16 protein-coding genes and 1 other RNA gene are annotated in these 23711 nt (G+C 33.0%); 3 read left to right on the forward strand and 14 right to left on the reverse strand.

Features of this window, described 5'->3' with window-relative positions; all coding sequences use genetic code 11:
* Positions 1–191: 191 nt before the first annotated feature.
* The 8 genes from COJ46_RS06725 to COJ46_RS06760 all read right to left on the reverse strand — a co-directional run bounded on the left by COJ46_RS06725 (position 192) and on the right by COJ46_RS06760 (position 11725).
* Positions 192–1169 (reverse strand): ring-cleaving dioxygenase, encoded by a 978-nt coding sequence (locus tag COJ46_RS06725; RefSeq protein ID WP_097973474.1) that lies wholly within the window; start codon positions 1167–1169, stop codon positions 192–194.
* A gap of 219 nt (positions 1170–1388) precedes the next feature.
* Positions 1389–3125 carry a thiol reductant ABC exporter subunit CydC gene (gene cydC, locus COJ46_RS06730; RefSeq protein WP_097973475.1) on the reverse strand — a complete coding sequence of 579 codons (1737 nt, stop codon included), beginning with the start codon at positions 3123–3125 and terminating at the stop codon, positions 1389–1391.
* 11 nt (positions 3126–3136) lie between these two features.
* Positions 3137–4840, reverse strand: coding sequence for a thiol reductant ABC exporter subunit CydD (gene cydD / locus COJ46_RS06735; protein WP_098565787.1), 1704 nt, complete (start codon positions 4838–4840; stop codon positions 3137–3139).
* Positions 4840–5853 carry a cytochrome d ubiquinol oxidase subunit II gene (cydB, locus tag COJ46_RS06740; RefSeq protein ID WP_098565788.1) on the reverse strand — a complete coding sequence of 338 codons (1014 nt, stop codon included), beginning with the start codon at positions 5851–5853 and terminating at the stop codon, positions 4840–4842. Before cydB ends, cydD begins: the two co-directional genes overlap by 1 nt.
* Positions 5850–7244: a cytochrome ubiquinol oxidase subunit I gene (locus COJ46_RS06745; protein WP_097973481.1), complete on the reverse strand. Its 1395-nt coding sequence runs from the start codon at positions 7242–7244 to the stop codon at positions 5850–5852. The genes cydB and COJ46_RS06745 overlap by 4 nt, the downstream gene beginning before the upstream one ends.
* A 328-nt stretch (positions 7245–7572) precedes the next feature.
* A complete protein-coding gene (locus COJ46_RS06750) occupies positions 7573–8070 on the reverse strand; it encodes a hypothetical protein (protein ID WP_098565789.1) in 498 nt (165 codons plus the stop codon).
* A gap of 747 nt (positions 8071–8817) precedes the next feature.
* On the reverse strand, positions 8818–10998 hold the full coding sequence (locus tag COJ46_RS06755; RefSeq protein ID WP_098565790.1) for a YhgE/Pip domain-containing protein: 2181 nt from the start codon (positions 10996–10998) through the stop codon (positions 8818–8820).
* A 136-nt stretch (positions 10999–11134) separates the two neighbouring features.
* Positions 11135–11725, reverse strand: a complete 591-nt coding sequence (locus COJ46_RS06760; RefSeq protein WP_097973486.1) for a TetR/AcrR family transcriptional regulator — start codon at positions 11723–11725, stop codon at positions 11135–11137.
* 287 nt (positions 11726–12012) lie between these two features.
* Here COJ46_RS06760 and COJ46_RS06765 point away from each other — a divergent pair, with 287 nt between their 5' ends.
* Positions 12013–13446, forward strand: coding sequence for an alanine/glycine:cation symporter family protein (locus COJ46_RS06765; protein ID WP_098565791.1), 1434 nt, complete (start codon positions 12013–12015; stop codon positions 13444–13446).
* Positions 13447–13697: 251 nt separating this feature from the next.
* Here COJ46_RS06765 and COJ46_RS25225 read toward each other — a convergent pair whose 3' ends face one another.
* The 3 genes from COJ46_RS25225 to COJ46_RS06780 all read right to left on the reverse strand — a co-directional run bounded on the left by COJ46_RS25225 (position 13698) and on the right by COJ46_RS06780 (position 16952).
* Complete coding sequence (locus tag COJ46_RS25225) at positions 13698–14048, reverse strand: VanZ family protein (protein WP_098565792.1); 351 nt, start codon at positions 14046–14048, stop codon at positions 13698–13700.
* Positions 14049–14642: 594 nt separating this feature from the next.
* Entirely contained in the window at positions 14643–15401 is a 759-nt protein-coding gene (locus COJ46_RS06775) for an SDR family oxidoreductase (protein ID WP_098565793.1), read from the reverse strand.
* A gap of 27 nt (positions 15402–15428) precedes the next feature.
* Positions 15429–16952 carry a DHA2 family efflux MFS transporter permease subunit gene (locus COJ46_RS06780; RefSeq protein ID WP_098565794.1) on the reverse strand — a complete coding sequence of 508 codons (1524 nt, stop codon included), beginning with the start codon at positions 16950–16952 and terminating at the stop codon, positions 15429–15431.
* 191 nt (positions 16953–17143) lie between these two features.
* On the opposite strand from COJ46_RS06780, the gene COJ46_RS06785 reads away from it, so the two are divergent.
* Positions 17144–17725, forward strand: coding sequence for a TetR/AcrR family transcriptional regulator (locus COJ46_RS06785; protein WP_098565795.1), 582 nt, complete (start codon positions 17144–17146; stop codon positions 17723–17725).
* 360 nt (positions 17726–18085) lie between these two features.
* The gene (locus COJ46_RS06790) at positions 18086–19306 is read left to right on the forward strand and encodes a helix-turn-helix domain-containing protein (RefSeq protein ID WP_097973494.1); all 1221 of its coding nucleotides are present in this window, start codon (positions 18086–18088) and stop codon (positions 19304–19306) included.
* Positions 19307–20115: 809 nt separating this feature from the next.
* Here COJ46_RS06790 and ssrA read toward each other — a convergent pair.
* From ssrA to rnr, 3 genes are all read right to left on the reverse strand, one after another.
* Positions 20116–20473, reverse strand: a transfer-messenger RNA (tmRNA) gene (gene ssrA, locus COJ46_RS06795).
* Between the two features lie 213 nt (positions 20474–20686).
* Positions 20687–21154 carry an SsrA-binding protein SmpB gene (smpB, locus tag COJ46_RS06800; protein WP_097973496.1) on the reverse strand — a complete coding sequence of 156 codons (468 nt, stop codon included), beginning with the start codon at positions 21152–21154 and terminating at the stop codon, positions 20687–20689.
* Positions 21155–21248: 94 nt separating this feature from the next.
* Complete coding sequence (rnr, locus tag COJ46_RS06805; RefSeq protein ID WP_097973497.1) at positions 21249–23705, reverse strand: ribonuclease R; 2457 nt, start codon at positions 23703–23705, stop codon at positions 21249–21251.
* Positions 23706–23711 lie beyond the last annotated feature (6 nt).

The raw sequence follows: 23711 nt of genomic DNA on the forward strand, positions 1-23711 counted from the left end.
GTTTAATTAAGAGTTATTTAATAAAACTCACTAATTTAATCAGTAAGTGCTATATTTCCCCTATTGTCCTGACATGAATATTTTGGAGATTTGTCGCACTATTTGATGCAAATACTGTATTCGGGCTTCCAGTAGGAGTAGAAATAAAAACAACACCCACATAAATTGTAAGTGTTGTTTTATATAAAGTTCTATTCTTTTATAAATTCCTTCGTACTTCTAACAGTATCAATATGACGAACCATTCCTTCAATTTCATCGCGTTTTGGTTCTAAGAAAGGTGGTAAAGATAACTTTTCACCAAGTGTTTCATATGGTTCGTCTCCCATAAATCCAGGTCCATCAGTCGCAAACTCAAATAAAATTTGTGGAGCAACTCTTGCGTATAATGACTCGAAGAAATGACGATCTACATAGCCAGAGTTTGGTAAACGGAACGAGTCAAGTCGTTTAATCCACTCTTTTAATACAGACGTATCTTCTACACGGAATGCTACATGGTGAACAGTACCAAATCCTTGGAAGCTTTGAGGTAATATTTCATTATGCTCCGCAATAATTTGTGCTCCATTTCCACCTTCACCGACTTCGAATAAATGGAATGAACCTTCTTTATCAATTTCTTTAAATAAAAGTACTTTTTCAATTACTTCTTTAAAGAATTCGAAATTAGCTACACGAATAAATATTGGTCCTAGTCCTGTAATTGCGTATTCTAATGGGATTGGTCCTTTTTGCCATGGTGTGCCTGATGCAATCCCCTTATTATTTTCATCTGAAATTAGTTGATATTGTTGGTCGTCGAAATCAACAAAAGATAATGTTTTCTTACCAAATTGTGTTTTGATTCCTGAGTGTTTCACTTCTAATCGGTCAAAACGCTTCACCCAATAATCTAATGCTGCATCAGTTGGTACTCGGAAGGATGTTTTTGAAATTTCATTTGTTCCATGTACTCCTTTTGGAATACCAGGGAAATCGAAAAATGTCATGTCCGTTCCAGCACTTCCCTTATCATCTGCAAAGAATAAATGGTATGTTTGAATATCGTCCTGATTGACCGTTTTCTTTACTAAACGCATACCTAAAACATAAGTAAAAAATTCATAGTTTTTTTCTGCACTGCTAGTTATTGCTGTTACGTGATGGATCCCTTTTAAGCCGTTCATACGAAATTCCTCCATTTAAAATAGTTATTTATATATAAGCTTTTTTATTTTGTGATTCTATTGCTGAAGAATACTAAAAAAATTAGTAAAGAGTTAGTAAAAATTTATTTTGAACTCAATATATCTCGAATTCGAGATAAATATATCATGTAAATCATTTTCCGTCAAACTGTATTTATCATAAAAAAAAGACTCCAACAATTTAGTCAGAGTCAGCATCTATTCACTTAATCTAAATGGTCGGTCTAATTCAAATAAATTACGATATCGATCTTCACTTTTTATAAGTTCCTCATGTGAGCCGTTCATTGCAATTTTACCTTTATCTAAGAAAAGAATTTGATCAGCCATTTCTGCACCGATTAAATGATGTGTGATCCATAATACTGTTTTTCCTTCTAATACTTTAAAAATCGTTTGAAGTAGTTTTCTTTCTGTTATTGAATCTAACCCAACAGTTGGTTCATCTAAAATAACAATTGGTGTATTTTGAAGAAGGATTCTGGCTAGGGCTATTCTTTGACGTTCCCCACCAGAGAATCTTACACCGGTTTCTTGCATAGGTGTATTATAGCCTTCTGGAAGTGATGCTATATAATCATGCAGTTCAACCATTTTCGTGACTTCGATTACCTCTTCGTCACTTGCTTTTGGATTTCCTAAACGAATATTATTTATAACTGTAGTATCAAATAAATATGGCTTTTGATTAAGTACTGATACAACTTTCGAAATTTGGTCTCCTAAAGCTATACTTTCGATCTCATTTATTTTAACGTTTCCTTCAATAGGGTTCTCTACTCCTTCAATTAGTTTAAGAATAGTCGATTTTCCTGAACCACTCGGGCCTAATAATGCAGTTTTTTTGTTTTCCTCAATTGTAAAAGAAACATTATTTAAGATAGTTTCGTTTTCCGAGTAATGAAAAGATACATTTTTAAATTCGATTTTTCGATAATCTTCAATATTTCCTTCAATACTGGGTGATTCCTGATCACGACTCACTTCTTTAATCCCTTCTAGGCGATTGATTGAATCGGTATATAAAGGGACACTTCCAAGAGAATTTGATAGTGGAATAAAAGCTTCTGTTAAAGGAAATAAAACTAAAACAAATGCGGCGATAAAAGTTCTTGGAATTTCTCCAGCTAAACTTTCATTCCCAGCCCAATATAGCATCATCAAAACTAAGACTGCTACAATACATTGAGCAACTAGATCGCGACGTCTTCTAAATCTTTTTTCCTTGTTTTGGATGTTTCTTAACGATTCATCCATTTCTCTATAATTTTTAATAAAGCTATTTTGTTTACCACTAAATAACCAATCACTAATACCCATAACTGCATCAGTTAAATTTTCATATAAATGACTTTTTTCCTTTTTTATTTGGTAAGTTCGCGCTTTTTCAACTAATAATGAAAAATACGGTAGGACACCTACTAAAACAAAGGAAATGACTGCTGTTAATATTGCAAATGGTACGGAGAAGAATCCAAGTGCTACTACCGATATAAAATAGATAAACAATGCGGCAATTCCAGGGAAAATAGTTTTTAAATAAATATCTTGTAAATATTCAATGTCATTTGCTAATAACCCTAGAATATCCCCTGTTTTAAACTTCGAATTGATCGTAAGTGCATACGGTTCAAGATTACTAAATAATCTTGTTCTCATTCTAGATAAGATTTTTAAAATTGTATTGTGTCCGACTAATCTTTCAACATACTTAGAAGCCGACCTTAAAATACCAAATGTACGTACAGCAACGATTGGTACATAAATCATTAAAATATTTTCAGGTCTTGTTGCTGCTTTAGAGATTAAATAGCCGGAAGTGTACATAAGAGAAGCCGCTGCAAATATAGTCAGTGAACTTAAGAAAATCACAACTATAAATAAACGACGATTTTCTTTTATATATGGTAAAACCCATCCATTTTTATTTAACATATACTTACCTTCTAACTATGAATTAATCGATAATAATGACCCTTTTTCATTAATAGTTCATCATGGGTACCAACTTCAATGATGCTACCTTCATTCATCACAATAATTTGATCCATTTCTTTCATCCAATGTAGGCGATGTGTAGCCAAAAACACTAATTTACCAGAGAATAACTGAAGCATTGTTTGTTTTAATTCAAACTCAGTTTCAATATCAAGGTGACTAGTAGGTTCGTCTAACAAAAGAATCGGACGATTATCTAGATAAGCTCTAGCAAGGGCAACACGTTGACTTTGTCCCCCACTTAAAGCTCTTCCACCTTCACCAATTTTTTCTTCTAATCCTTTTGGTAATTCTTCTATTAAAGAAGTTAACCCAGCTTGATCGGCTGCATTTTCAATTTCTTCTTTAGTAGCATTAGGTTTATAAAAGCTTATATTATCGTTTAATGTTTTTGAGAAAATATAAGGACTTTGTGGAATATAGATTAACTGTTTATGCCAATCTTCTATTTGCAGATGGGATACCTCTTCACCTGAAATTTGAATAGTCCCGTTTGCTGGCTCTAAAAATCCACCTATTAAATCAATAAGCGTTGATTTACCAGAACCACTTTCTCCAACAATCCCAATTTTTTGAAACCCTGTTATATTCAAATTTATATTTGATAAAATCGTTTGACCATCTTTTTCGGGTTTTACCGATACATCTTTTAAATTAATTTTACTAGCACGATTCCAACCTGTTAGCGGAGTGATATCTTGAGACTTAAATTCTTGCTCATCTAAAATATCTTGCATTGCTTTCCCAGCTTCTTGACCATTTAAAGTTGCATGATAATCAGCTCCAACTTCACGAACTGGTAAAAAGTATTCAGGAGCTAAAATTAAAATTGTTAATGCTGGGCCTAATAAAATTACACCGTCAATCAAACGAAGTCCTAAAAAGACGGCAACTGTAGCGATTGACAGCATTGTGAATAAATCTAGTGCAAATGATGATAAAAAAGCTACTTTTAATGTGCCCATCGTTGCTTCTCTGTATCTTTCACTTACATTTTCGATCTTTTTAATATGTTTTCTACTTAATCCTAGAAATTTTAATGTTTCTAGACCACGTAATGAATCAGTAAAATGGTTCGATAAAATACGGTAAACCTTCCATTGTTTATTTGATTTCTTTTTAGCTGCCAAACCGAGTAATATCATAAAAATAATAATGATTGGAAATGTCACGATTAGTATAACTGCAGAAACTTTATCAACAAAGAAAATATAGATCACGATTACTGGTGAGACAATTGCTAAGTTAATCATTTTCAATGGAACGATTTCTAGGTAATTTCTTAGTTGTGTAGTGCCTTCCATAATAAGCGTTACAATATTACCTGTTCCTGATTTTCTTGCAAATCTTGGTCCAAGTTTAAAAATCTTCTCCAAAACTTTCATTTTCATTTCGGTTGAAGCAATGTCCGCAAAATGCTCCGAACATTTTTGTTTGATCGTCGAAATAATATATCGACAGACAAATGCGCTAATGAAGAAAATAGTAGCGTATAAAATATCGCTACTATTTTTTCCATTGAACAATCTGACAATAGCTTGTGAAAGCATATATGCCTGAATAATAATTGCCGTTACTTGTATAATTGTTAAAAAAGATAGGATTATTAATAATCGATTAATCCCTTTATATTTAATAAGATCTTTTCCCATTAATAAGTCAAATCCTTCTCATCCACTCTTTTTCTAAATACATAATAACTCCAAATTTGGTAACCTAGTACGAATGGTAATAGTGTACATGCAACTATTGTCATTACTTTTAATGAATAAGGACCAGATGAAGCATTATAAACAGTTAAGTCATACGTAGTTTTGATCGAGCTAATCATGACTCTTGGGAACAGAGAAGTAAATAGTGTTCCTACTGTTAGGATAATTCCAAGTCCTGACATTGCGAATGACCAGCCATCTCGTTTTTTAAAGATGAATATTGTAGCAAGAATATAAGATACTACGATTAATAAAATAAGTGGAACTGTTACATATGCTTTTACTTTAAACATATCCGTTTCAAAATATGCCATACCAGTGAATGCAACTAAGAATAGGAATACTGGCATGATTACCATACGCGCTAGAGAACGTGCACGGTTTCTTAATTCTCCAACCGTTTTTAATGTTAAAAACATTAACCCGTGTAAGAGGCATAGTAATGTCACCGTTATCCCGCCAACTACTGTGAATAAATTTACGTAATCTGTAAAACCAGCAGATATATTCATATTTTGATCGATTGGCATTCCTCTTAGAACACTTGAGAATAATACACCGAATAAAAATGGTGGTAATAAACTACCGAAGAAAATTACCCAATCCCAAGCCTTTGCCCATTTAGAACTTTCAACTTTGCCCCTAAATTCAAAAGCAACACCACGTCCTATTAATGCTATTAATACAAATACAAACGGAATATAGTATCCACTAAACATCGTTGCATACCAATTTGGGAATGCTGCAAAAATTGCTCCACCTGCAGTTAATAACCACACTTCATTTGCATCCCAAAACGGTCCAATTGTGTTTATTAAGATTCTTCTTTCAGTATCATTTTTGGCTAGTAGCTTTGTAGATATACCTACACCAAAATCGAAGCCTTCTAAGAAGAAGAATCCTATAAATAAAACTGCTACAAGTAAAAACCATAATTCATTTAACGCAATCATACGATTGTAGCCTCCCTTTCAAACGGATCGACCGTAGGAACTTTTTCTGTTTCAACATGATGTGTTCCTTTTTTAATTTCTTTCACAAACAAGTAAACTAAAACAATTGCTAATATTGCGTACATTGTTGTAAATGTTGTGATTGAAAAAATCAGTGATCCTTTTGAAACATTTGGTGATACAGATTCAGCAGTAGTCATTAAACCGAATACTGTCCATGGTTGGCGACCTATTTCTGTCATGACCCATCCAGCTGTATTTGCAATAAACGGTAAAGAAATTAGTAAAATTGATGCCTTTAAGAATAGATTTTTTGACTCTAATTTTTTACGATAGCTAAAATATAAACCTAGCATCGACATTAAGATCATGACCATTCCTGCTCCGGCCATAATTCTAAAGCTCCAGAAAGTTGTATTAACTGGTGGAATATAATTTCCAGGACCATATATTTTTTCATATTGTTTTTGTAAAGTATTCATACCAGGTACTTTACCTTCAAACTTCTCATAAGCTAGATAACTTAATAAATATGGTACCTCTACCTCATATTTATTTTCTTTCTTTTTCGAATCAATCAGACCAAAGACCATCCAGCTTGCAGGGTCTCCGCTATCATCCCATAGCCCTTCACTTGCAGCCATTTTCATCGGCTGTGTTTTCATTAAATGCTTCGCTTGAGAATGTCCGCTAAATGCAACACCAATTCCTGCAATTAGCGCGAACACCATTGCAAGATTAAATGCTTTTTTAAATAATTCTGTTTCCTGTTTTTTTAAGATTTTATACGCACTTACACCCGCAACAAATAACGCTCCAGTTGCTAATGCTCCAGCAATTGTGTGAGGAAACTCAACTTTAAGTTGTGGATTTGTAATGATTGCTAAGAAGTCGGTCATTTCTGCACGACCATTTTTAATCGCAAAGCCTACTGGCTCCTGCATGAAAGAATTGGCTGCTAAAATCCAAAACGCAGACATTAACGTTCCGAAAGCAACTAACCAAATACACATTAAATGAATTTTTTTATTAAGTTTTTCCCAACCAAATATCCAAATTCCTAAAAATGTAGACTCCATAAAAAATGCTAAAAGTGCCTCAATTGCCAGTGGTGCTCCAAAAACATCCCCAACAAAACGGGAATATTCAGACCAGTTCATACCGAATTGAAACTCTTGAATAATACCTGTCACAACACCAACTGCGAAATTAATTAAAAATAAGTGCCCAAAAAATTTTGTTAACTTTTTATATTCTTCTTTATTTCGAAAAACATACAATGTTTCCATGATTGCTACCATAAATACTAAACCTATTGAAAGTGGTACAAATAAAAAATGGAAAATTGTAGTGGAACCAAATTGTATTCTTGCAAGCTCTAACACACTCACAGTACATCCCCCTTAGGATAAAAATCATTTCAAAAAAATTTTCAATAAGCTCGAGCATACTTTGAACATTTTTTCACAAATAATTCATTAAGTAAATTTTAGAGAACCATTCAATGGTATCTCTTGTTACTTCTAGTTTACTTTTCCAAAGGGGTTTTGACTTAATCTTATTTGTCTAAATCGTGTCTATAAATTGTCTATTTTGTGACATAATTCACATTTACTGTTTAAGTTACTTTTTTATGATAAAATAGTCGCCTCATTTTTATTCCTTATTACTGAGCTGATTAAATGAAAAAAACATTATTGAAGCAATCCTATGAATTCATTAACTGTAGGCGCTTCTTGTGATGTAGGCAGATAGAATAAATCCCTTATCAGTTCGAGATACAATCTTAATTTCATCACCTACTTTAGGTAAAATACCATCTTTCAACATACTTGCGAAGAATTCTCCTGTTGTTTTATCAACAACTCGTATACGGAGGAACTCACCGTTCACATAGAGATCAACCTTATCTGAAGTCGCTGTAGTTTTACCATAGAGTGTTGTATCCCCCGCTAAATAATCTATTGTTTCAACTGAAGAAGCTACTGCAGTAAGAATAGCTGCTTTACCTACTTCGTTTTTGTAATTAAAATGAACAACCTTGATGGTATCCCCAACTTTAGCACCTGCGTCACCTAAATAAGAAATAAGGTCAACTCCATTTGCTTCTACGTTACGCTTACGAATTAAGGTATCATTTACATAAACATTTACATAAGAAGTACCTTCTGCAACTTTACCTGATAAAGTCGCATCTCCTTCATGGTATTTATTCAAAGTTGGAGCAGCTAACCAATTATTTTCTTGTACAATTACTTCTATTGCTTTTCCCTGAACACCTCTAGCATCTGTTGGTACTAAACGTACAACATCTCAGCTTTTAGACTATTTGAAACGTGTCCATAAAATGCACCGTCAATTACATTTCGGTAACGAACTAATTCACCATTTAGATAGATATAAACTCGATATACATCTGACAGTTTCGAGCTACTCTTTCTTTAATTACTGAGTCTATTTACTATTTAATTCTATACACATATGAATTATTAGTATGAAATAAAAACTAAATTTACCAGTTCACACGAAAAAGAGCCGTTCTTTCACTTAATCGGAAAGGAGGGCTCTTTTTTTGTATTAGATCGGATACTAATGTTCTGATTATCGGAGTACATCATGTCTGCAAACTTAAGTTAATTACCTATTTTAATTATGAAGATTATATTGTTAAAGTAAAAAATCAAATTTTTTTTCGTAATGCTTCCAAATTTATCTATTCGTTTTCTCGAAAAGGTAGTAAAAACAACTACCAATACCCATTGTATTATCTAAGAAATTACTCAATTCAATAATGAAACAATTCTTTGTATAGATAATTGTTAGACTTAAATTGTTCTTCTCGACAGGAGCACAACACAATAATTTTAATTGGAGGATTTACAAATGATTTTTATTTCACTAATAGTAAAAAAGGATTGAAATCTTTTTTAATTAGACTTCAATCCTTTTTATTATTTTATCGTATTAAGCCTCGATTTCACTTAATTGATTTTTCTTAGATAATTTAACACGAACTGCAAAAGTTACATTTGTTAGGATAATAAATAACGCTGCAAATCCACATAAATAGTAGACTTGATCCCATACAAACCCTTTGCTAACAGAACTAGAGATTAATTCTCTGAATCCTTTTATAGCATAAGTCATAGGTAAATATGGATGAATCGTTTGGAAAAATGTTGGTGTTAATGAAATTGGGAATGTACCTGAAGTTCCACCAATTTGTAATAACATCATAACAAACACTAAATATTGCCCTATATTTCCTAATGTAACAGTTAAGAATTGTATTAATGAATAGAAGGTCAAGCTCGTGATAATTGTAAACACTACGAATAACCACACGTTTTTCACATCAAGACCCATACCATAAATTAAAACCATATCTGCTACGATTGATTGCATGATCCCCACGAAAATAAGAACGCTATATTTACTAAAGAACCAAGCTAAACCAGTAGTCGGAGCAATAGAGTTCTTTCTCATTGGATATACTGAAGTGAACATTAATCCACCAGCAAATAGTCCTATAGATAATATATACGGTGTTAAACCTACACCATATTCTTTTACATTATTTATTTTATGAGAAACTAGCTTTGTTGGTTCTGCAAAGAATTTATCAGTTTCATCACTTGTTTGAACTTTGTTTACTTCATCTCCACCATCTTTCAGGGATTTATGAAGTTCAGTTGTTCCTTTTGTTAAATCAGTTGCTCCTTTTAATAAGTCTCCAGACCCACTATATAACTTATTCGTTCCATCAGATAGTTGTTTAGAACCATCATTTAACTGATTGATCCCTTGGACTAATTGATCCCCACCTGTATTTAATTTACCTAGGCCAATTGAAAGTAACGAACTTCCTTCACTTAATGCCTTAGTACCATTGTATAAATCATTACTTCCTTGAGCTAATTGATTTGCTCCATTAGACGCTTCTTTCAATTTACTATTAAATAAACTTAAATTTGTATTTAATTCTTTTTGTCCAGCAAGTAGATTATTTGAACCTTCATATAATTGACCTTGTGCTGCAGCAATTTGATCAACACCATTTTTAATTTGATTACTTCCTTTTGATAGTTGATCTAAACTGTTTGAGATTGCTTTTAATTTCTGTAAATCTTCTTTACTTAATGAACCATCTTGCAATCCATTAACGATTGATTTAAGAGCATCATTAGTAGCACCAAGTTTCTGATTAAATCCTGCTTCATTTTTTTGCAGTTGGGTTGCGCCAGCATAAGATTGTTTTAGTCCAGCATTTAATTGGTTACTTCCTGTTTCTAGCTTAGAAGACCCAGTTTCAATTTTACTACCGCCTTCAGCAAGTTGCGAAAGTCCATTATTTAAATCACCAGAACCAGCTTTTAACGTACCCGTACCTTCTAGAAGAGTATTTAAACCAGTATTTAATTTATTAGCACCATCATTTGATTGTTTAATACCATCTGATAATTGTGTCGCTCCACTTTTCAGTTTTGTACTACCATTTTCAAATGTGATCATGCTGTCATTTAATTTTTTTAAATTTTTATTTAATACATCTGTTCCATCTGTAATTTTTGCAGCACCATCATTGATTTTACCTGCACCATCAGATGCTTTTGTCATGCCTTTTCCAATATCCTTGAAATTATCAAAAACTGTTTTAGCATATTGTTCTGTAATTTCTTTTGAGATAGTAGCATTTACTTCTTTCATTGCATTTGTACCAATTTGTGCGCCTACATAGTTTTTACCCGCATTTGTGTAATAATTTAATTTCATTTTCTGCGGTTTTTCGTCTAATAACGTAGCTGCATTTTTGGAGAAGTTAGAAGGTAATTCGATGACTAAATAATATTTTTCATCGTTTAATCCTTCCATTGCCTGTTTTTTATTTGTAACTTTCCATTTGAATGACTTATTATCTTTCAAACCTTCTACAAAATCTTTCCCAACATTAAGCTTTTTATCATTAAATTCAGTACCCTTATCATTGTTAACAATTGCAACAGATAGTTTTTCTGTTTTATTATAAGGATTCCAGTAAGCTGATAAGAAAATTAATGAGTAAAGCATTGGTACAAGACCAATCGCAATGATTGTTGCAATCGTCATTGGTTTCTTTAGAATATTTTTCCATTCTTGTTTAAACACATTCTCACTCCCCTTGTTAGACCAATTGACCAAATATGTATTTCGGTCAATTTATTACATTTAAATAGTTTAATATTCTCTTTTAAAAATAAAAAGGTAATACTAAACCATTCTCCCGTTAAACTCATTTTCATATTTATTCAGGACTTTTATTTCCTATTAATCCAAATAAAATTAATTGCACCATTTTATTTATAGCGTCATCTGTAATATGCATTGGATCTTTATCCAGAACACTCTTTTGTAGATTAAGAATCGAGATAATCGTCGTAATCATACTTAAACTTAGTATAGGAATTTCTAAATGGAAATTTGTTTCTTTTGCAAGCATTCTTGATTCTATTTCTTCTTCGATTGGTGTTTTCCGATAGATCTGTTGAAAGAAAATTTCTGATAACTCAGGGTGTCGTAAAGTTTCACTGATCAAGATCTCAATTTGATTTCGATTCTTTTCTACCCATTTAATCCTTTTCTCAACATATAACCTAAGCAATTCTTCAATTGAAAATTTACTAAAATCCTCTTCCATCCAAACGTCCTGAATATCTGGTTTTACACAGGTAATCAATACATCAAGCTTACTTTTAAAATACTTATAAATCGTCGCTTCGGAAATTTTACTTTCCTTTGCAATTTGATTAATTGTCGTGCCATCATAACCATTTTTCGCAAATAGTTGGATCGACTTCTCTAGGATGTGATGCTTTGTTCTTTCTCCCTTATTCACTTTTTACCTCCTTAAAAACCATTTTTAAAAAGGAAACAAAATCTTAATTTTAGCATGCTACAAAAAAGTAAGTGTTTATTTACTTTTCTAGTATATGAATCAAATTGAATTTCGTCAACAAAAAGTAAGTGAACACTTACTTTTTTAATCTTTTTTTAATATTAACTTTTTTTAATCAACAATAATTAAAAAAGTGTTGCCTTTGTCAGCAGAATAATTTATTATTACACTTTGAAGTCAAAATTATCGGATAATTTTGCGAATATTCTTACAAAGGAGAGGGATTCATGACAGAATTGGTTACAGTACTCAACGACTATTTATGGGCTAAATTAATTGTTATTTTATTAGTTGCAATTGGCCTATTTTTAACGGTTTATTTAGGATTTATTCAGTTTAAATTCTTCCCTGAAATGGTTCGATTATTAGTTGATGGACGAAACAAAGACAAAGACAAAGACAAAAAGACTGTTTCTTCATTACAAGCATTTATGATCGGAATGGCTGCTCGTATTGGTACCGGGAATATTGCCGGTGTTGCAACAGCAGTGGCATTAGGTGGACCAGGTGCAGTTTTTTGGATGTGGTTAATGGCATTAATTGGTTCAGCTTCAGCATTTGTAGAAAGTACTTTGGCTCAGCTTTATAAAGTGAAAGATGGTTCTTCATGGCGTGGTGGACCTGCTTATTATATGGAAAAAGCCTTAGGTAATCGAAAACTTGGTGTTATTTTTAGTATTTTAATTACTTTATCTTTTGGTCTTATTTTTAACGCAGTACAAGCAAACACGATTGCTGCTTCTATTAATAATGAATTTGGCGTAAATACAAAAACAACTGCGATTGTACTTGCTATTATTACGGCATTAATTATTTTTGGTGGCGTACATTCCGTTGCAAAATTCTCAACTGTTTTAGTGCCGATCAAGGCTGGTGTATACATTATTCTAGCTTTATGGGTAATGTTTTCAAATTTCGATATTTTACCAGATGTATTTGGTGCAATTTTCTCTGAAGGAATTTTTTCGTTTAAACAAATGTTTGGCGGTGTCATGGGTGCTGCAGTTCTTCATGGAATTCGTCGTGGATTATTCTCAAACGAAGCTGGTATGGGTTCAGCTCCAAACGCAGCTGCAACAGCTGACGTTACTCACCCTATAAAACAAGGTTTAATTCAAGCATTAGGTGTAATTGTCGATACATTTATCATCTGTTCATCTACAGCTATGATCGTATTAGTTTCAGGCGTTTATAAAACATCTGAACTATCAGGTATTCCTTTAACACAGGAATCTTTACGTGTAAGTCTAGGTGATTTTGCTGCAACATTCGTTTCAATTTCAGTATTCTTATTTGCATTAAGTACAATTATGGGTAACTATTACTACGGTGAATCAAATATTAGCTTCATGAAGCATTCGAAAAAATCAATTTACCTATACCGTTTTGCTGTAATTGGAATGGTATTATTCGGAGCATTATATAGTGCTGATTTAATTTGGTCTTTAGCAGATATTTTCATGGGATTAATGGTATTAGTTAATCTTTACGCAATTACGCGTTTAGCTAAAGTTGTAAAAGCTTTATTAAAAGATTATGTTTCTCAAAAGAAACAAGGTTTGGATCCAGTATTCTCTGCTAATAAAATCGATAACTTACCTGGTCGTGATCAGTTAGAGGCTTGGGTTGATGAGAAGGACGTTAAGAATCACGTTGGATAATATATTCTGAGTAACTACCCTTCATTTTTTAAGATGAGGGGTTATTTTTTTATAACTCTTCCAAAAAAAAAAAAAAAAGCCACCAACTAATTATTGGTGGAGTTAGCTCATCAACACATAATTTTATATACTGTCCTGATCTGATTTTTCAAGAAGGTTTTTAGATATTTTGTTACCTTCTCCTACTAATATTTTTATACCTAAATAAATCCCAAGTGAGTTTAATAGTATATCATCAATATCGAAACTTCCTACAACATATTTTTTTGTATAAATTCTATATGTATTACTAATAATATTGAAACTAAAATACAAATAGAAACTTTCATCGTTCTATAAAAGTAATAATAAACTATACATCCTAGAGGAATAAAAATTACAATATTCCCCACAATATTTGAAAAGATATAAATAAAGTCAACTTTACTGTCTATATATCCTAAAATCGTTTTAAACGGTATATAATTGTTTCTATAATGATTTCCCAGTGAGTTTCTTGAAAAAAGAACAGAAACCAAAAATACTATATAAGTAAGTGTAAATGCTCCGAAACCAAATTTACTAATATAGAATTTCCTATTTTTTTTATAGTACAAAACCATATTTATGATTTTATTAACAATTAATACTAAACATAAAAATAGACTATATCAAAAAAGGCATTTGCATATGGAATAAGCCTTGAAAGAAATTCTCCAAGAAATGCTCTCATTACAATAAATACAAAAAATATAGATAGTAGAAATGTAAATAGATTATTTAGCTTTTTCATAAAAGACTTTTGGATTCTAAATATCTAGTTAGTTTCCCATCATACTTCTGTGTCGCTGAAGCTGATTCTACAGATTTTGCGAAAATGGGAAGAGCCAAACAAATTACAAAAACAATTTTCTTCTTCATACTAACGCTCCTTTTTTTTTGTATATTAATCTAGTATTTGTTTCAATTAAAAAATCCAAAACTAATAAAATATTAATATATTTTTAATGTATCATTTTAAACTTGGCAATCACCCTAAATAATCTGAAAACTTTATGTATATTCCATATTTTTCATAATTCTGTCACATTGAAGAGGTATGCCCCGCACTGCTAACTCTCTCCCTGATCAAATTCTAAAAAATATTTCAAAAAAAATAAAAAAACCGTCCGAAAAATTTCAGACGGTCTTCCCTTTTCAATATAAAATTCCCTACCTTAATAAGCAGTCCAACCTGCATCACCAGTAATTACAGTACCATTTACAAAGCTTGATTCATCTGAAGCAAGGAATAATGCTATTTCTGCAATTTCTTCTGGTTTACCTACTCGTGGATTAACTCCTAATCCTGCTTGAATTCGTCCCATACCAAAGTGATTGATATTTGTTATAGATGAACCGATATTTGTTTCAACTCCACCTGGAGCGATTGCATTGCATCGGATTCCATTTGTTGCGTACATGAATCCAGTATTCTTCGTAAATCCAACAACTGCATGCTTAGAGGCTGTGTAAGCCGCTCCTGCTCTAGCCCCTTGAAGTCCACCTGCAGAAGCTACATTAATAATAACTCCCTGCTCTTTTTCTAAAAAGATCGGTAAGACTTTTCTTGTTGAACGCATTACACTTGTTGTATTGACAGCAAAAACTCTTTCCCACTTATCATCTTCAATATCACCAGCAGGTTCGAAGTTATCCATAATTCCTGCATTATTAACTAGAATATCTACTGTATCAAAAGTATGAACGGCAGAATCAATTACGTTTTGAATATCATTTTCGAGAGCAACATTAGCCATAACAGCTATAGCATCTCCACCGTTTGATTTTATTTCTTCAACGGTAACATTTGCAGCATCTACATTAATATCAGATACTACCACTTTTGCGCCTTCTTTTGCATAAAGGACAGCAATTGCTTTTCCCATTCCTGATCCAGCTCCAGTTACTACAGCTACTTTGTCTTGAAGTCTCATCTATATTCCTCCAATTAATTATGATTATTATGCTTTAACTGTTACCTCTTTTAACTTAACTGTTGCCTCTTCAGAAGCCGCTTGTTTGACTTTCTTGATAAAGAAAGAAAGTAGTAATCCAATGATTCCTATTCCAACAATCACTAGATAAGCGTCGTTAATTCCATTAATAGAAGCTTCTTTTATTAACTGGGCCTGTGTTAATCCTTTAGTAGCCGCTGTAGGAATTAATTCCTGTATATGTGTTTTTGTACGATTTGTCATAACTGTAACTAGAAGTGATGTACCAACTGCTCCAGCAACTTGTCGAATTGTATTCGTAATTGCCGTACCGTGTGCATTTAATTGTTTTGGAAGTTGATTTAATCCAGCTGTCTGTATTGGCATCATCATTAATGCCATACCGATTCGACGACCAGTGGACATAAGTACCAGATATGTGTAACTCGTCGAGTCCGTCAAGTTTGTGAAGCCAAGTGTTGTTGCAATTGTAATAATCATTCCGAAGATAGCTAGCCATTTTGCACCAACGCGGTCGAATAACCTACCTGTAACCGGCATTAGGAAGCCCATTACCAATGCCCCAGGAAGTAATAGAAGGCCTGACTCAACAGGTGTATAGCCACGGATATTTTGTAAGTAAAGTGGAAGTAGCATCATATCTGCATACATGACCATTGTTACTGCGATATTAATAACTGTCGTTAATGAGAACATACTAAACTTGAATGCACGCAGATCAAGTAAAGGATTTTGTGAAACCATTTGTCTCCATGCGAAGAGTACAAGGGCCAATACCCCGACAACAATCGTACTAATTACTTCTGAATTCGACCAACCTAAACTTCCAGCTCGGCTGAAACCATAAAGCATTGCACCAAAACCGACTGTAGACAATGTAACGCTAAGAAGATCAAATTTTGTTTTAATACGATCTGAAACATTTCGTAGATAAATGAAGCCAAGTACGATTACAAGAATAGCAAATGGAATCATTCCGTAAAACATCGTTTCCCATTTGTAATTCTCCATTATATAACCTGCAAGTGTAGGACCAATTGCTGGAGCAAAGATAATCGCTAGTCCAACCATCCCCATCGCTCCTCCGCGCTTTTCTGGCGGAAAAAGTGTCAAAATAACGTTCGTTAATAGTGGCATAATAATTCCTGCCCCTGCAGCCTGAATCAAGCGGCCTGTTAACAGAACAGGAAAATCGGTCGCAATTGCCGATACAATTGTTCCTGCCAAAAAGATAATCATTGAAGCTTGAAATAGTTCACGTGTGGTGAAACGTAGCATTAAATAAGCTGTAATCGGAATTAATACACCGTTTACTAGCATGTAGCCTGTTGTTAACCATTGTGCTGTAGCTGCCTTGATATGAAAATCAACCATCAGCTCAGGTATAGCAACACTCATAAGCGTTTGATTTAATGTTGCCAGAAAGGCACCTAAAATCAAAATAAACATAACAGGTCCCTTTTTTATCGAATTTGAGTCAATTCCAGAAGTTTTATTCAATCCCCCATCATTCCTTTCTCTCTTTATCATGGACATAATTTACAAAGTGTTTAATAATTAACATGATATAAATTACATTATAATTAGATAGACCGTTCTTACAACCGACAATATTAGAAGAAATGTATTGTAGTTATCACTCTTTTTAGTTCTGTAGTTAAAACTAAAAATAATAAACACATCTGAAAAAAATGTAAATTTCATGGAAAAGGTGATTTGATTTGAAGGATAAAACAAAAGTAGATCCTAGGGTCATTCGTACGCGCCAATTAATTAAAGACGCTTTTATCGATTTGCTTCAGGAGATGGACATAAACAAAATTACGGTTAACAGTATAGCCGAACGCGCAACAGTTAACCGAGTTACATTTTATCTACATTATCGCGACATACAAGATATGATGGAGAAAATGGCTTTGGAAATGGGAGAGAAGCTTGGACAAATCATGAGGGGTTCAACGACCTTTAAGTCTATAGAAGAAACTGACTCAGTGCGACTTCTAAATCTACTTGAACATATAGCGGAGAATGCAAAGTTTTATAAAGTAGTTCTTGCTTCTACTAAAACGCCAATCTTCACAGAGCAATTATTAAAAATCATTACTGAAACAATCACAAAAAGAAGAGAAATTGATTCTTTACACATTAAGACGGATATTCAAAAGGATATTATTATTTGGTACGGGTCATCAGCACTGATTGGTACAATTGTATCTTGGTTAAGAAATGACATGCCTTATACTCCTCAATATTTAGCTAAGCAATTATCTTTGCTTTTTAGAATTGGTAATAAGGTCGAATAAAAAACTGTAAGCCAATTTGCTTACAGTTTTTTTGTATGGACCATCCTCCTCCTACCTTTAACTCGAAAATCGACAAATTTCCTACTATTATAGAAACCTTTTGAAATAATACAATTTTTCACACATGGTCTTCCTAATAAATGTAATTAATTAAAGAATAGATAAATATTGTGTAATCAGCCCTATTTCACTCTTCATTTTCTCTTAAATTTATCGTAATTTTATTTTTCCTTAACATATCTTTAAGTATTACTTCACATACTATACGGCTATTCTAAATATACTATTTTTGTTGTTAAATGTAGAATTTTAGTATTAGGCACTATTTTTAACATCCTGGAATGGGAGGAGGACTTAGTTATGTATGAAGGAAAAATCATTAAATTTTATCGAGAAAAGTACAAACTAACACAAGAACAATTAGGAAAAAACATTTGCTCCGTTACCCATATTAGTAAAATAGAATGTGCACAGACAAAGTACGCACCTGAAATTATAAATTTATTATCCAAAAGACTTGGAATTGATATGGAATTAGAAGTAGCTAATTTTATGAATATAAAACAACGATTACTTCACTGGCATGATGTAATTATTATGCAATTATTTGAAGAGATGGATCAAATTTACTATGAATTTGAAATGGAAGAATTAATTCAAATCTCGGAATATAATGATATGTATCAGTTACTAAGAGCGAAATATTTTCTTGCACATAGTAAATGCAATGAAGCATTTAAAATCATAAAAAAGCTACAAAAAAAAGAAGACAAATTAGCTCCTTATGAAAGAAACTTATTGAAGCATATTTTAGGAATCTATTCATTGGCGAAACAAGAATATGGTAAAGTAATCCAAATTTTAAAGTCCATCGATAATACAGTATATAAAAACCCTGAATTTTATTACCATTTAGCATCCGCTTACCATACATTAAACGCTCCTGTGTTAGCCTATTATTATGCTGAAAAATCTCATCAATTTTTTAAACAGATCAATAACTATCTTAGAGTTATTGATGCAGAAATGTTAATGATTATTCAAATTCAAGGTGACACTTTAGATGAAGAGATTATCAGTCGTTTTAAAAATTTGATTAGAAGCTGCGAACTATGTAACGCACCTGATCGAAAAGCAAAAGTCTTGCATAATTTAGCTTATGAGTTTTACAGAGGTAAAAATTATAAGGAAGCAAGAAAGTATTATAAAGACTCTATGTTACTAAAAGATTCAGAAGCTTTATCCTATTTATTATCATTAGAGGGTTATGTCCGAAGCTCTTTTGAAGACGGTTATTCTAACCTAGACGAATTAATAAATGATGCTGAAACTGGATTGTTCATAGCGAAAAAGAATAATTATATTTTATATATCCATTTATTCAAACTTTTACTTTATTTATTAAAATCTAAAGAAAAAGAGTACTATAATTATTTAAATAATAAAGCGTTACCAATGTTTATTAAAAATGGTTTTACTTTTTTAGTGGAGCGTTCTAAGAAGGAATTATTTAATTATTATAAAAAGATGAATTTAAATGAACAGGCAATGGAAATTGCGCAGTTAATCGTAAATGCATAAGAACTTATATATATAATTTAATAGACTACTATTTACAGATAAATGCTGGTCCTCACACTGAGGACCAGCTTATGATTTTTTCCAGGAGTTGCGAAAATGAACTTTAAATGAAAAAAAAGGACAAGATTACTTATTTTGTATTCTTGTCTTTTATTATTTTTAAGGGAAAGTTTTTTTGAAAAAAGTTGACCTAATCGTTTTGAGAGAAGGGTATTAAACATTCTCAATATCTTTAAAACCGTATCCAAAATTGTAAATACTGTACTGCTGATTAACTTAATTACATTTTAATCGCCATAACACTTGTCCAGTCGCTATAGATTTTCTTCGATCCAACGTATTTGTAAGAGCGGATTTTGTAATAGAAAAAAGGACAATTACGAAATAGTATTCTTGTCTTTTTATTCTAAGGGAAAGATTGAATTTTGAAAAATTTAGTCATTTTTTAAGTAGGGAGTATTTAGAGATTCTTACCAGCAAAATAATTTTAACATTATATTTATACGGATAATCAATGAAAAAGAAACCTTTTATGTCTAACTCCCAAAAATTCTATTCATTTCTCTAGCTTGACTTATCCGAAACAATCTTATAAATTCGCGATTGATAGATCACCATAGCTTACTATTTGATTGTTCTAATTAAAATTTAAAATAGGATATTTTTTATCTATAGATGAACGTACTAAAAATGAACCATATTTAACTGCAGTTACTCCTAAAAACCTCTTAAAACACTGATATATAAATGTTTTAAGAGGTTTAGAATTTATAATTTTAAGCATAAAAAAACCACCAAACAGTATGTATTGGTGGAGACGGTGGGAGTCGAACCCACGTCCAAGAATATCGGCACTTAAGCTTCTACGAGCGTAGTCACTGTATTAGAATTTCGCATACCATTTGGCCCAATGACAGGCTTCCTGATAGCTAGTCTGATTAATCTCTTCCTTTCCCCTCAGACGGCGAGGTCCGGCGTAGCCCACTAATGAGTGAACCCCTCTAAGCTATGCACATGGGCGATACATAGGAGGAGCCTTTAGTGCAATTAAGCAGCTAAAGAGAAATTGTTGTTTTTGCCAGTTATTGGCTTTTGCGTTTTAACGAGGCCGACCCCTCGACTCGCAACTTAAGCTCGAACTACCCCTGTCGAATCCGTAACGTCCCCATATAAAATGCTCCCAGAACTTATTCAGATCTGTTCGCTATGAGTGACTTACGAAGCATAAAGCAAAGGCTTCATAATTTATAAAAACTGCACATCGTGCAATTTGTGTTGCTGATTAACTTACAAACTTATTATAGCATATCCATCACAAGTTGCAATTAACAATTGTTTCTAAAAGAAAAACAGAATTCCAGCGCTTCAACATTTATCCAGTTAGGTTCTTTGTCGATCTCGGAATGCACGTTCCACTTCACGTTTTGCTTCTTTTTTCTTTAAATCATCACGTTTATCATATTGTTTCTTACCTTTACCTAATCCAAGTAATAGCTTAGCATAGCCATTTTTTAAATAGATTTTTAAAGGTACTAACGTATAACCTGTTTCCTTTGTATAACCGATTAACTTCACGATTTCTCTATTATGTAGTAGTAATTTTCTAGTACGTAATGGTTCGTGATTATAGCGATTTCCTTGTTCATATGGACTAATATGCATATTATGAAGCCATACTTCTCCGCCTTGAACACGAGCAAAGGAATCCTTTAGATTAGCTTTTCCAGCACGTAATGATTTTATTTCAGTACCTTGCAAAACGATACCTGTTTCATATGTTTCTTCGATAAAGTAATCATGATACGCTTTTTTATTTTGAGCAATTACTTTCCCTTCACCTTTTGGCATAAATAACACCTCTCTATCTTTACTTATTTTACCATAATATTACCTAAAATAGTCAATAAAGCAGTGGACAAGATGTCCACTGCCTTTATGATTACTATCGCTTTTTATTACCTTTTGCTACTTTTTCATAAAAAGGTTTGTTCTTTTTGCTTTTACTTTTACTTTTCGTTGGATTAAAACGATCATCGCGTTTATTTCTCGATGATTTACCACCACGTGTGCTATCTCTCTCGTCATTTCTAGGTGAACTATCTCCTCGTGAACTATCTCCACGTCTTCCGCGAGAACGGCCACTGCGAGAGCTGTCTCCATTTCGATCTGATGAAGAACCTCTTCCGCGTCCACCTCGTCCTCTGCCGCTACCTGAGCCACCGCCAAGATTAACCGGTCCTCTACCGCCGCTTCTACGAGGTTTGTTCGATTTCATACCAACAATTTCAAAATCGATTGCTCGTTCTTCTTTATTAACATTTACTACTCGAACAGATACTTCATCACCAATCCTGAAGATTTTTCCTGTTCTTTCACCAATCATCGCGTACGTACGCTCGTCATAGTTATAATAGTCATCTGATAAATCAGCAACTCGAACTAATCCTTCAATTGTATTTGGCAGTTCAATGAACATACCGAAATTGGTTACTGAGCTAATAATACCCTCATACTCTTCCCCAATTTTATCAAGCATGTACTCTGCTTTTTTCAAATCATCAGTTTCTCTTTCTGCTTCAACTGAGCGACGCTCCATATTGGATGCATGTTCGGCGATTGCAGGTAATTTATCATCCCACTCACGTTTTGTCTCATTATCCATTTTTCCTTCGATTAAATATTTACGAATTAATCGATGAACAATTAAATCTGGATATCGACGAATCGGTGATGTGAAATGAGTATAATACTCCGCTGCTAATCCGAAATGACCAAGATTATCCGCCTCGTATTTCGCTTGTTTCATTGAACGAAGCATAACTGTTGAAATGACCGTCTCTTCTGGTTGCCCATGAACCATATCTAGAACTTGTTGCAACGCTCTCGGGTGAATTTCATTTCCAGCACCTTTTACTGTATAACCAAATGATGCAATAAATTCAAAGAATCGTTGTAATTTTTCTTCTTTTGGATCCTCATGAACACGATACATGAATGGTACATTTAGCCAATGAAAATGCTCTGCTACTGTTTCATTCGCTACAAGCATAAATTCTTCAATTAGTTTTTCTGCAGTTGAGCGCTCACGAATAACGACATCAGTTGGGTGACCTTCTTCATCAACTAATACTTTTGATTCTTTAAAATCAAAATCGATTGCCCCACGAGTCATACGTCTATTACGTAATATTTTCGCTAACTTAGCCATTTCCTCAAACATTGGGACTAATGGTTCGTAACGTTCACGTAATTGGGCATCTTGCTCATCTAATAGTTTATTTACATCGCTATAGGTCATTCGTTCAGTTGTTTTTATAATACTTTCAAAAATTTCATGCTTAACTACTTCACCTTTTTGGTCAATTTCCATTTCACATGAAAGTGTAAATCGATTTACTTTTGGATTTAATGAACAAATACCATTGGATAAACGATGCGGGATCATTGGAATAACTCGGTCAACTAAGTAAATACTTGTTCCACGATCATGTGCTTCTTGATCAATCGGTGAGTTATCTGTCACATAGTATGAGACGTCTGCAATATGTACCCCTAACTTGTAATGACCATTTTCCAGCGCTGTTACTGTAACGGCATCATCTAAATCCTTTGCATCTGCTCCATCGATCGTTACAATTTGTTCATCACGAAGATCGCGACGAGTACCAATAGCTGATTCATCAATCTCATCCGGTACAGCATTCGCTTGATCCATTACTTCCTTAGGGAATTCTTGAGGTAAATCAAACTTATGAATAACCGATAGAATATCAACACCAGGATCATTTTTATGTCCTAGTACTTGGACTACAATACCCTCTGCATTTTTCCCATTCTCAGGAAACTGAGTAAGTTCTACAACAACTTTGTGACCTTCTACAGCACCTTGAGAATTACTCTTTGTAATAAAAATATCACTTCCGAATCGTTTATCATCAGGAATAACGAAGCCGAAACTTTTTTGAGCCTGGTATGTACCTACCATTTTCGTTTGACCACGTTCAATAATTTTTACAATTGTACCTTCTCTACGTGCATCACTTTTTTCTTTTGTAATACGAGCTAAAACGATGTCTCCATGTAAAGCACCATTTATATCTGATGGTGAGATAAATACATCCTCTGCTCCTGCTTCTTCTGGAATGACAAATGCAAAGCCTTTCGCATGGCCAGTTAATTTACCTCTAACTAAATTAGATTGATCAGGTAAACTGTATTTATTATTTCGAGAACGTACAATATAACCCTCATCTTCTAGAATAACGAGCGTTTTTACTACTTCTCGAAAGTCACTTGCATCAGTCAACTCCATGGCCTCTTCTATCCCTTGGATATTTAAAGGCTTATAATCTTCACTTTTCATCAATTCCAATAATTTTTCTTTCCATTGTTGATTCATACTTTT

This window comes from Bacillus sp. AFS077874, assembly GCF_002566505.1.
Lineage (GTDB): Bacteria > Bacillota > Bacilli > Bacillales > Bacillaceae_G > Gottfriedia.